12 protein-coding genes are annotated in these 8,956 nt (G+C 62.0%); 5 read left to right on the plus strand and 7 right to left on the minus strand.

Annotated features, from left to right (window positions below; translation table 11 throughout):
- Positions 1 to 98 precede the first annotated feature (98 nt).
- Positions 99 to 632, minus strand: a complete 534-nt coding sequence (locus ACSQ3G_RS26605; protein WP_046627168.1) for a DUF992 domain-containing protein — start codon at positions 630 to 632, stop codon at positions 99 to 101.
- A 268-nt stretch (positions 633 to 900) separates the two neighbouring features.
- Between ACSQ3G_RS26605 and ACSQ3G_RS26610 the strand changes: the two genes are divergently transcribed.
- Genes ACSQ3G_RS26610 through ACSQ3G_RS26620 form a run of 3 tightly spaced genes read left to right on the plus strand, consistent with a single transcriptional unit; the run spans position 901 to position 3,053 of the window.
- On the plus strand, positions 901 to 1,728 hold the full coding sequence (locus tag ACSQ3G_RS26610; RefSeq protein ID WP_436112383.1) for a DUF1206 domain-containing protein: 828 nt from the start codon (positions 901 to 903) through the stop codon (positions 1,726 to 1,728).
- Between the two features lie 19 nt (positions 1,729 to 1,747).
- On the plus strand, positions 1,748 to 2,455 hold the full coding sequence (locus ACSQ3G_RS26615) for a phosphatase PAP2 family protein (RefSeq protein ID WP_105435042.1): 708 nt from the start codon (positions 1,748 to 1,750) through the stop codon (positions 2,453 to 2,455).
- A 37-nt stretch (positions 2,456 to 2,492) separates the two neighbouring features.
- The gene (locus ACSQ3G_RS26620) at positions 2,493 to 3,053 is read left to right on the plus strand and encodes a putative glycolipid-binding domain-containing protein (RefSeq protein WP_436112384.1); all 561 of its coding nucleotides are present in this window, start codon (positions 2,493 to 2,495) and stop codon (positions 3,051 to 3,053) included.
- A 13-nt stretch (positions 3,054 to 3,066) separates the two neighbouring features.
- Here the strand turns inward: ACSQ3G_RS26620 and ACSQ3G_RS26625 are convergent, their stop codons facing one another.
- From ACSQ3G_RS26625 to ACSQ3G_RS26635, 3 genes are all read right to left on the minus strand, one after another.
- Complete coding sequence (locus ACSQ3G_RS26625) at positions 3,067 to 3,477, minus strand: TIGR02588 family protein (RefSeq protein ID WP_436112385.1); 411 nt, start codon at positions 3,475 to 3,477, stop codon at positions 3,067 to 3,069.
- A gap of 13 nt (positions 3,478 to 3,490) precedes the next feature.
- Positions 3,491 to 4,300, minus strand: a complete 810-nt coding sequence (locus ACSQ3G_RS26630; protein WP_436113197.1) for a TIGR02587 family membrane protein — start codon at positions 4,298 to 4,300, stop codon at positions 3,491 to 3,493.
- Between the two features lie 176 nt (positions 4,301 to 4,476).
- Entirely contained in the window at positions 4,477 to 5,262 is a 786-nt protein-coding gene (locus tag ACSQ3G_RS26635; RefSeq protein ID WP_105404318.1) for a DUF1194 domain-containing protein, read from the minus strand.
- A 207-nt stretch (positions 5,263 to 5,469) separates the two neighbouring features.
- Here ACSQ3G_RS26635 and ACSQ3G_RS26640 point away from each other — a divergent pair, with 207 nt between their 5' ends.
- On the plus strand, positions 5,470 to 5,868 hold the full coding sequence (locus ACSQ3G_RS26640; RefSeq protein WP_436112386.1) for a GFA family protein: 399 nt from the start codon (positions 5,470 to 5,472) through the stop codon (positions 5,866 to 5,868).
- A 153-nt stretch (positions 5,869 to 6,021) separates the two neighbouring features.
- Entirely contained in the window at positions 6,022 to 6,258 is a 237-nt protein-coding gene (locus ACSQ3G_RS26645) for a hypothetical protein (RefSeq protein ID WP_040123933.1), read from the plus strand.
- A gap of 47 nt (positions 6,259 to 6,305) precedes the next feature.
- On the opposite strand, the gene ACSQ3G_RS26650 is transcribed toward ACSQ3G_RS26645, so the two are convergent.
- The 3 genes from ACSQ3G_RS26650 to ACSQ3G_RS26660 all read right to left on the minus strand — a co-directional run bounded on the left by ACSQ3G_RS26650 (position 6,306) and on the right by ACSQ3G_RS26660 (position 8,902).
- Positions 6,306 to 6,464, minus strand: a complete 159-nt coding sequence (locus ACSQ3G_RS26650) for a YqaE/Pmp3 family membrane protein (RefSeq protein WP_046605997.1) — start codon at positions 6,462 to 6,464, stop codon at positions 6,306 to 6,308.
- Positions 6,465 to 6,531: 67 nt separating this feature from the next.
- Complete coding sequence (locus ACSQ3G_RS26655) at positions 6,532 to 7,734, minus strand: acyl-CoA dehydrogenase family protein (RefSeq protein WP_436112387.1); 1,203 nt, start codon at positions 7,732 to 7,734, stop codon at positions 6,532 to 6,534.
- Positions 7,735 to 7,744: 10 nt separating this feature from the next.
- Positions 7,745 to 8,902, minus strand: coding sequence for an acyl-CoA dehydrogenase family protein (locus tag ACSQ3G_RS26660; protein ID WP_436112388.1), 1,158 nt, complete (start codon positions 8,900 to 8,902; stop codon positions 7,745 to 7,747).
- Positions 8,903 to 8,956: the final 54 nt, after the last annotated feature.

Consider the following 8,956-nt stretch of genomic DNA (forward strand, 5'->3'; position numbering starts at 1 on the left):
ACGGCGTGGAGCAAGAGGCCGGAGAGAACTCATGCTTGCAAAAGTGTCTACCTCATGGGGTCCCCTCCCCGTTTCCGGGAAGGGGAAGCGCGGAATGCTCAGCCTGCTGGCGTCAGCGTGACCGACGTGCCGGTTGCGGCGACGTTGAGGCCGAGCTGACCGGTAACGCTCACCGTCTGCAGGTGGATCGAGCCGGCGGTCCCGCCGACGAGGATGTTGGCGCCGATGCCGGCACCGACGGTGGCCTCAGCGGTCGCACCCTGGTAGAGGCCGCCGAGCGAACCGTGGTGATAACCCGCGGTCGGGGCAAAGACGGCCCAGATCAGCCGCGAACGGGTCGTGAAGCCGAGATCGACACCCATCTTGCGCACCACGCCGGTATAGCGGTCGAGCGGCTCGCTGCCGATCGCCGTCGTAAAGACGCAATCGGCTTCCTTGGCGGAACCAAGCACGTAACCGACGCCGCCGCCGATCGAGCAATCGAGATAACCGATGCGAACACCGCCGCGCTGGTCCTGTTCTTCATAAACCGGGACACGATCCCGGCGGGCAATCACATCGGCGGAAAAGGCGGCTCCGGCGCTGGTTACGACCGGCAAAGCGGCGAGCGCCACGGCAACAATCTTCTTCATCCCTGTACTCCTTTAATTATTCAGCCGCCCTTGTTGAGACTCATGCGAGCGGGTTTGGTAGCGTTGGGAAACGCATGTGGCGGAAGAATGATCCACGTGCGCTGCACACGAATTATCACCGAATTGTTCCAAGCGTGAGCTGGCTCCATTCCGCCGCCCCTGCATCAGCGTTTCGCGGAATTGGCCGGGAGTGAGACCGGGGCATCGGCCACCTTCCGGAACCGCGGCCATCCAGGCACGTTCCTGTCGATCTTTCGAGGAGACCGGCATGGACAAGGACAGGAAACTGGAATGGCTGGCGAGGTCCGGGTATGCGGCCAGGGGGATCGTATACGTCCTGATCGCCGGTATGGCGTCGCTCTCGACCCTCGGCGGCGGAGAGCCGGATTCCAATTCCGCGCTGCAGATCGTATTGGAACAGCCTTTCGGCCAAATCTGGCTCGGCTTGATCGGCATAGGCCTGATCGGCTTCATTCTGTGGCGAGTGGCGCAAGCGATCCTCAACACCGACCGACATCAGCACAACACGGAAGGGTATTTGGTCAGGGCGGGTCTTCTCGTCAGCGCCGCCACCTATACCGGTCTCGCCTTCTACGCGATGGGGCAGGCCCTGCATCTCGGCTTCGGCGCAGGATCGTCCGGAGCCCGCGAAAGCTGGACCGCCTGGCTGATGCAGCAACCGTTCGGTCGCTATCTTGTCGTAGGCGTCGGCCTTGCGATCATCGGTGCCGGCTGCGCCCAGGCCGCCAAGGGCATCAAACGTGGGTATCTTCGCTTTTTCGAAAGCGGTTTCGAGCAGCGAGCCGTCCTCAATGGCATCTGCGCCTACGGCCTTCTGGCGCGCGGCGTGATATTCCTCATTATCGGCGGGTTCTTCATCTATGCCGCCTTCGCTGTCGATCCAAACCAGGCCGGCGGCTTGGCCGATGCGCTCGCGTGGGTGCGCCAGCTCCCATTCGGGGCTATCCTTTATGGATTGGCGGCCATCGGACTTTTCGCCTTCGGCCTCTACGGATTGATCGAGGCCCGGTACAGGATCGTGCAGCTACCTTCGATGGATCGGCCGCTCCGCGCGATGCGGTCGGCCGTGAACTGAAATTGAGCAAGGAGTTTGGATGGCATTCCATCAGCGCGTGACACGCAGAGTGGTCGAAAGGGTCATGACTTTCGAACCGATCGGCTTGATGATGATCGCCTTTCTGGCAGGCGGGCTTTTCGTCTTCTTCCGCTTGACCGACGAGGTTCTGGAAGGCGAGACCCATGCCTTCGACGAGAAGATCCTTCTCGCCCTGCGCAATGCCACGGATCTTGCGACGCCACTCGGCCCCTATTGGCTCAATCATGCCATGGGAGACATCACGGCGCTCGGCGGGGTCACCGTGCTGACCCTGATGACCGTGATGGGGACGGCCTTCCTGCTGCTGTCGCGGCAAAAGGCGATCGCGCTCTTCATGTTCCTGTCGATCGCCGGCGGCTGGCTTTTGAGTTCGCTGCTGAAGCTCGGCGTGGCACGACCGAGGCCGGATATCGTACCGCATCTGGTCGAAGTCGGCGATCTCAGTTTTCCGAGCGGCCATGCGATGCTGTCGGCCGTCACCTACCTGACGCTTGGAGCGTTGCTGTCGCGCGCCCAGCCCTATCGCTCGACGCGGATCTTCCTGATCGGCGCGGCGATCTTCCTGACATTCATCATCGGTTTCAGCCGTGTCTATCTCGGCGTCCACTACCCGACCGACGTCCTCGGCGGCTGGTGCGCCGGTGCGACCTGGGCACTGGCGTGCTGGATGATCGCGAGACGCTATATTTCGGCGGTGCCGGAGTAATCCGGCGAGTTGGACACCTTTGGGAGGAGCTTCTGGCATGAGCACATCCATACTTTTCTGGCGTCGGACCGATATTGAGGGATTTGAAAGGCTGGAGCTTTCGGTCGAACCGGATGTCGTCACCGCGACATCGACGGTCCTCTGCCTCGAAGCCGGCGGCTTTCGCCTCGATCATCGCTGGCGGCTCGATCCGGGCTGGCGCGCTCAATCGGTCACGGTCGAACGCTGGAATGCGCAAGGCCACGGCCTGCTGCACCTGGAACGCGTCGGCAAAAGCTGGCGGGTGAACGACATGGCCCGTCCGGATCTCGATGGCGCGGAGGAGCCGGACCTGTCGGTCACTCCATTCTGCAACACGTTCCCGATCCGCAGGACCGCTGAGGAAAAGGGAGCCAGCCTGATTTTGGATACGGCATTCATCGATGGCCCGGCGCTCACCGTGACGCGGTCGAGCCAGCGCTACGACCGCCAGAGTCCGGGCCGGGTGCGCTACGTCGACCTCGGCCTTTCGGCAGGTTTCGAAGCGGACCTTGTCATCGACGGCGACGGGCTGGTTTTATCCTATGAACACCTGTTCGAACGGGTGACACCGGGGTGATATCCATGATCCCTCACGGGTCGATATACCCGACCGCCCGGACCCGCACCTCGCGGGTGCCCGGATCCTGAGAAAACAGGATGGCGCCGGAGGATTTGGATTCCGCCGGGACGTAGTCGAACGTGATGTCTGCGTCTTCGACGATGTTGCCGCCATCCAGAATCTCGCCCCTTACGGTAACGGCGGCAGCCGTTGCCGTGGCCTTGTTGGCGATATCGAAGACGACACGGTAGCCGCCTTCGGTCTGACGCCTCTCGGTGATGGCGATTGAGAGTTCCGGTTGCATGTCGTCGTGCGTCCATGCCTGGTAGGCGACCCAGGCGATGGTGGCGACAACGACGAGCGCCGAAACCATGCCGGTCGCCCATTCGATCCAGTGTGGCTCCTTGACTTCGGTGTGGCGTTTGTTGGCTGTGGTCGTCATCGAGGTTCACGCGTTACAGGATGAGGCGGGCGGCGGCGGCCCCGATTGCGCCGGGGAAGCTCAGGACGATCGCCGACATCAGCATCTGCGTCGGCGCCGTATCGTCGAGCCGGCCGAAGGTCCACAGCACGTAGAAGCTGATCAGCATGGCGACCAAGTAGCCTGGCAAAGTGAAGCGGAAGAAGGCGTGCCACCATGGCGTTTCCTTCGAAATTTCATGGGTGCCCTTGAAGGCGACCGCATAAACGAAGCCGTGCATGATCGCGATCGATAGGCCGATGGTGACGAGCGCGTGCCAGGGTGTCATCTTGTAGGCGATCAGGATGATTTCTTCCGTCGGCGCGACGTTGAGGTTGAGAAACAGGGCGCCGACCGCCATCAGGAAGAGTTCGCGGCTGTAGCTGGTGGAAATTTCGTCAGGCACCGCGCCACCGCCTTGCCCCTCATCCTCCTCCCCGTCGTCCTCGTGTTCATCATTCCCCGACTGTCCGCCGAGCTGGGAGCGGCCGAGCAGCGCGCCGATGCTTGCCGGCACGGACTGTATGGCGATCTTGCCGAGCATTTCGGAGGGCGGCATGTGGGGCTTGATATCCCCGAGCATGATGAGAACCGCCGCGCCTATGACGATGCCGAGGCCATAGGCGATGGTGGCGTCGCGGCAGGCTTCCGCCAGGGTAGAGGTGCGCTCGAAACCGATCCGGTGGGCGAGCAATATGAGAAGCGGAATATTGACGATCAGCAGCAGCAACAGGCGCCAGCGTTCGATGTAGAAGCCGAGCTGCCAGAGCTCCATTGTCATCAGCATCGGGATACCGAACAGCATCGCGCCAGCCGCGCCACGTCCGAGACCGATCAGAAAACTCCGGCTTGCGCCTACGTCGTTGCCCCGTTCCGCCCTGGCCCCGTTCAATGCCGGCTCCCTCCCGTCTTGCGATAAGCGGAAGGAAACTCTGAAATCGGATGAAATGTTCCACCCGGACGAGAACCCGGGGCAAGGCATCACCGATCGAACAGATCCTGCCATTGCTTCTCGCCGACCAGACAGTCGCTGGAGGGCTGGTTGCCCGCCACCTTCTGTACGGTTGCCGGCGGCGTGAGCCCGCTGATCTCCAGGACCAGCTTGCGGCGCACGGCGACGGCGAAATCCTCGATCTTGTGAACCGGTAGCACGAATGAGCCAGGTCCGCCGATGACGCAGTCGCCATAATATTTGTCGAGCCCGCCTGGTGCGCCGGAGGGCCTCAGCATGATCGCCAGCCCGTTGATGATGATGCCGGCTTCCAGGGCCTTCCCACGGACCGGCACGACCGGATTGCCGGAATTGTTCGGACCGTCGCCAGAAATGTCGATCACCTGACGCGTGCCACGATACGAATTGGCGACGATCATCGTTGCGCCTTGGGTGATTGCGGCGGAAATCGAAGTGCGGCGCTGGGTATTGATGGGCCGGGCCTCGAGCTTGGCGGCAAAATTGATCGCATCCTGCTCGTTTTCGATGATTGTCCAATCGATGATCGAATCCGGCACCACGTCGCCGGCCCACTCGAAATAGCTGATGGCAATGCGGCCGTTCAGCCCCGTCTTCACCGCCGCGATGAATTCCTTGTGCTTGAGCGCCTCGAGATATCCCTCGCGCTGGACGCGGACTTCCTCGTAGTCCATGGAGCGGGACGTATCGACCGCGAGGACCAGTTCCACATCGACTTCGCCTCCCTTTTGCTGCGCGACCATAGGGGCGGTGGCAGCGGCGGAAAGGCTCATGAGCATCGCGAGTGTTGTAAGCATTGCCAATCCAATCACTGCGTTATCGATTTCTTAAAACTGTAACACAGAGGCGACCGAGGGCGACTCTCCTCCGTGAGCCTGTCTTCAACTTTCGGTGATGGGACTTTATTCCGTGGGCACCCCGCGTAATCTGCCATGGAGATTGCTGCTGCTTCGGCCTTGGTCTGGAGCTGCCCCTATCAACCGGTATCTGGACGGGATCAGGCGATGACGAGGTTAAACGGCAAATGTTATTGCGGCGCAGTCGCCTATGAAGTGGAAGACGCTTTCGTATATGCCGCCAATTGCCATTGCTCCGATTGCCGCCGCACCACCGGCTCGGCCTTCAAGCCCTTCGCGGGCATCGAGCGGCAGAAGTTTGCCATGGTGAAAGGCGACGACGGTTTGCTGATCTTCGGCGACGTCGATACCCACAACGCCCATTGCAGGGCCTGTGGTTCGCTTCTCTATTCGCTGGTGCGGGAGGCTGCCTGGGTGCATGTGGCAATGGGCACGCTGGTCGACGCCCCGACAATCCGGCCGACGCACCATATCTTCGTCGGTTCGAAGGCGCCGTGGCACGAGATCACCGACGACCTGCCGCAATATCGCGGCCATAGAGAATAGCTATTCCCGACCGGCCAGCGCGGACCCGCTCCAACGGAGCCGCTATTCGGGTAGCGCAAACTCGTGTCAACTTGGGGGACAGGGCTATTTCCGATGGCCGCTGTTGACTTCGCAGCGCGCATATCGCCAGAGTGGGCCAAAGAAGGAAACCCCATGTCCAGGTCAGAAAAATTCATCGTGTTGCCGTTCAAGAAAGTGCGGGGCAACGTGACGCCTGGCGAGATGCGCGTGGCCTCGAATGCCGCTTCGGCCGAGAAGATCGCCCGCGCCATGGCCGACCGTTTCGTCGGCGTCGCGGCCTATTCGGTTCAGGTCGACATGGAAAGCGGCGACATGTCCGACCCTCGAATCCTCTGGCAGACCGGCGAAATCGCCGATATCGCTGCTTAGCCCCCGAGCCGGCTACTTCTTTCACAGGCGAGGCGGGTTCGATCCGGTTATTTCTTGAGGATCACCCACAGCGCATGCACGATGCCGGGAAGCCAGCCGCAGAGGGTGAGCAGGATGTTCAGCCAGAAATGCAGGCCGAGCCCCACCTGCAGGAACACCCCCAGCGGCGGCAGGATGAAGGCGAGCAGAATGCGGATGATATCCAACGGGCGTTCTCCGGGTTGATCGGTTCGGCCGGTAACGCGCCGGATGGGATATGGTTTCAGAAGATGCTCATCTGAGCAGCGCCTTTGCGATAATCTCCAGCTGAATCTCGTTGCTGCCGCCGAAAATGCTCTGGGAGCGGGAATTGAAATAGACGGCGGAGGCTAACTTGCGTTCTTCGTCGATCTCACTTTCCTCCGGCAACTCGTGCAGCGGCCGATGCTCTTCCCAGCGTAACGCATTCGGGCCAAGGATCGAGGCCGCGAGTTCGGCGATCGACTGGCGGATGCGGCTGCGCTCGATCTTCATCGTCGAGGACGGCACCGACCCCGGATTGCCGCCCGCCTGGACCTTGGACATGGCCGAAAGCTCCAGCATGTCGTTGGCATCGACATCCGTGGCAATCTCGGCAAAGCGCGCCATGAACAGCGGATCGTCGATCATCGTTCGCCCGTCGGGCAGTGGTTCCGAGGCAAGCCGGTGCAGGCGCGCCAGCATGGCGCGCAGCACGCCGCCGGCGAACGCGCCGCCCCGCTCGAACTCAAGCAGGTACTTTGCGATGTCCCAGCCTTCGCCCTCGTCACCGATGCGGTCGGAGACCGGCACTTGCACGTCGTCGAAGAAGACCTGGTTGAACTCATGCGTGCCGCAGATCGAGCGGATCGGCCGGATGGTGACGCCGGGCGATTTCAGGTCGATCAGGATGAAGGTGATGCCTTCCTGTTTCTTGCCCGTGTCGGCGGTGCGTACCAGCGCGAACATCCGCGTGGCGTGATGCGCCAGCGTCGACCAGATCTTTGAGCCGTTGACGATGTAGTGGTCGCCGTCGAGCACCGCCGTGGTCTTCAGCGAGGCGAGGTCGGAGCCGGAGCCCGGTTCGGAATAACCCTGAGCCCAGACATCCTCGCCACTCAGGATGCGCGGCAGGTAGAAACGCTTCTGCGCATCGTTGCCGTAGCGCATGATCACCGGGGCGATCATCTTGATCGAGGCGCCGCGGAAATGCGGCTCGCCGGCGCGTTCGCATTCCTGGTCGAAGATGTAGCGCTCGGCGAGCGTCCAGCCGGTGCCGCCATATTGTTTCGGCCAGGATGGGGCGGCCCAGCCCTTGTCGTTGAGCTTCGCCTGCCATTTGAGGCCGATAGCGGGGTCGGCGAGGAAGCTGGGGTTCAGCCGCTCGGCGCGCTTCAGGCCCTCGTCCAGATGGACGTCGAGGAATGTCCGAACCTCGTCGCGGAACCGAACCTCTTCTTCCGTCATCAACAGATCCATGGAAATCTCCTCAGACGGGTTCGCGCAGCAGGCTGCCGGAGAGCATGGCAGGATCGCGGATGATCTCGCCATAGCGCTTCAGGTGGTCCGCGGTCGTGCCAAACGTGTTTTCGATCGCATAAAGCCGGCGGAACCAGGCGCCGATCGGCATCTCTTCCGAAAAGCCCATGGCGCCATGCAGTTGGATCGCCTCCTGCGCGACGGAGCGGGAAACCTTGCCGATCTTGGCACGGGCGCCGGAAACGCCGCGGATGCGCGTCATGCGCGGCGCATCGACGGAAAGCGTGGCAAGCAATGCGGAACCGCGGGCTTCCTGGCATTTCACCGCCATCTCGGCCATCCGGTGCTGCAGCGCCTGGAAGGCGGCGAGCGGCTTGCCGAACTGCACGCGCTCCTTGGTATAGGCAACGGTCGCGTCCATCAGCGCATCCATGATGCCGACCGCTTCCGAGGCAAGCGCCGCATTGACGCGGTCGTAAGCCACTTCGATTTCGGCGAGCGTATCGGCCTCAGCACTAAATAACGCCGACGCGGGTAGGGAGACGTTGTCGAGAACGAGATCGCTGGCGCGGCTGCCATCGACGAGTTTCACCTCGGTCCGCGTCAGGCCCGCAGCATCCGCAGGTACGACGAACAATTTTACTGACCCGTCGAACTTGGCCGAAACCAGAAAGATATTTGCGAAGGGGCCGCCGGGAACCAGCGGCTTTTCACCGGTGATGGCGTAGCCATCCCCGCTCTTCGTGGCGGTTGTGGCGATGTTGCCGAGGTCGAAACCGGTCTGGCGTTCCGCATGCGCCAGCGCCGGGCGCGAGGTGCCAGCGATCAGGCCGCCGAGGATCTCGGCTTTTTGGTCTTCGGAGCCAAGCTTTTCGACCAGCCTGCCGGCGAGAATGACGGAAGCAAGATAGGGTTCGACCATCAGCGCGCGGCCGATCGCTTCCATGATCAGCGAGATTTCCACCGCGCCGCCGCCGAGCCCGCCATTCTCCTCGGCAAACGGCAGCGCCAGCCAGCCGAGATCGGCCATCTCGGACCAGATGCCGGCATCGAAGCCGGTCTCCGACGCGATGATCTTGTTGCGCTTCTCGAAGTCGTAGCGATCCTTCAGGAACCGCTCGGCGCTTTCCTTCAACAGAAGCTGCTCGTCCGAATAGTTCAGGTCCATGACTGGGTCTCGCGATTAGATGAAGTGACGCGGCGCGGCAAACTCCCGAATCTC

This window comes from Neorhizobium tomejilense, from assembly GCF_964254135.1.
Lineage (GTDB): Bacteria > Pseudomonadota > Alphaproteobacteria > Rhizobiales > Rhizobiaceae > Neorhizobium > Neorhizobium tomejilense.

Bases quoted from the DNA above. Each gene is read 5' to 3' on its own strand.
- ACSQ3G_RS26605 (WP_046627168.1), bottom strand. From the start codon at position 632: ATGAAGAAGATTGTTGCCGTGGCGCTCGCCGCTTTGCCGGTCGTAACC.
- ACSQ3G_RS26610 (WP_436112383.1), top strand. From the start codon at position 901: ATGGACAAGGACAGGAAACTGGAATGGCTGGCGAGGTCCGGGTATGCG.
- ACSQ3G_RS26615 (WP_105435042.1), top strand. From the start codon at position 1,748: ATGGCATTCCATCAGCGCGTGACACGCAGAGTGGTCGAAAGGGTCATG.
- ACSQ3G_RS26620 (WP_436112384.1), top strand. From the start codon at position 2,493: ATGAGCACATCCATACTTTTCTGGCGTCGGACCGATATTGAGGGATTT.
- ACSQ3G_RS26625 (WP_436112385.1), bottom strand. From the start codon at position 3,477: ATGACGACCACAGCCAACAAACGCCACACCGAAGTCAAGGAGCCACAC.
- ACSQ3G_RS26630 (WP_436113197.1), bottom strand. From the start codon at position 4,300: ATGCTGTTCGGTATCCCGATGCTGATGACAATGGAGCTCTGGCAGCTC.
- ACSQ3G_RS26635 (WP_105404318.1), bottom strand. From the start codon at position 5,262: ATGCTTACAACACTCGCGATGCTCATGAGCCTTTCCGCCGCTGCCACC.
- ACSQ3G_RS26640 (WP_436112386.1), top strand. From the start codon at position 5,470: ATGACGAGGTTAAACGGCAAATGTTATTGCGGCGCAGTCGCCTATGAA.
- ACSQ3G_RS26645 (WP_040123933.1), top strand. From the start codon at position 6,022: ATGTCCAGGTCAGAAAAATTCATCGTGTTGCCGTTCAAGAAAGTGCGG.
- ACSQ3G_RS26655 (WP_436112387.1), bottom strand. From the start codon at position 7,734: ATGGATCTGTTGATGACGGAAGAAGAGGTTCGGTTCCGCGACGAGGTT.
- ACSQ3G_RS26660 (WP_436112388.1), bottom strand. From the start codon at position 8,902: ATGGACCTGAACTATTCGGACGAGCAGCTTCTGTTGAAGGAAAGCGCC.